Consider the following 422-nt stretch of genomic DNA (forward strand, 5'->3'; position numbering starts at 1 on the left):
AGATTATTGTTTTGATAATGGAGAAATAAAGTTAGAAGAAGGTAAGTATTTAATGAATTATTAAGGTAAAGAACATGAGAATATGTACCAATAAACAGGATACGGAAACGTAAAAAGTTTGTAGGTACATTTTTTCGATAAAATTAAAGAAGTATTACCTTGACAAAATCATAAAAAAATGATAGCATTAGTTAATTAAATAACACCTAGGAGGACTTCAACATGAAATATACATTAAAACTAACTTTTCTAATATTTTTAATTACATTTTTTTCATATGCAAACATAACAGTAGATGGAAAAACTAATGTATATGTAGAAAAGAGTAATAGTGGTGTAGACATCATAAATATTTCAACTCCAAGTCCTAAAGGTGTAAGTCATTCAACCTTTAAAGAATTTAATGTAAGTGAAAAAGGTGC

1 protein-coding gene is annotated in these 422 nt (G+C 25.8%); it reads left to right on the forward strand.

What is annotated here, in order from left to right; all coding sequences use genetic code 11:
- Nucleotides 1-222: 222 nt before the first annotated feature.
- The coding region (locus AYC60_RS00110) for a hypothetical protein (protein ID WP_156447599.1) at nt 223-422 on the forward strand (200 nt) is incomplete at its 3' end.

The sequence above is a fragment of the Streptobacillus felis genome, assembly GCF_001559775.1.
GTDB lineage: Bacteria > Fusobacteriota > Fusobacteriia > Fusobacteriales > Leptotrichiaceae > Streptobacillus > Streptobacillus felis.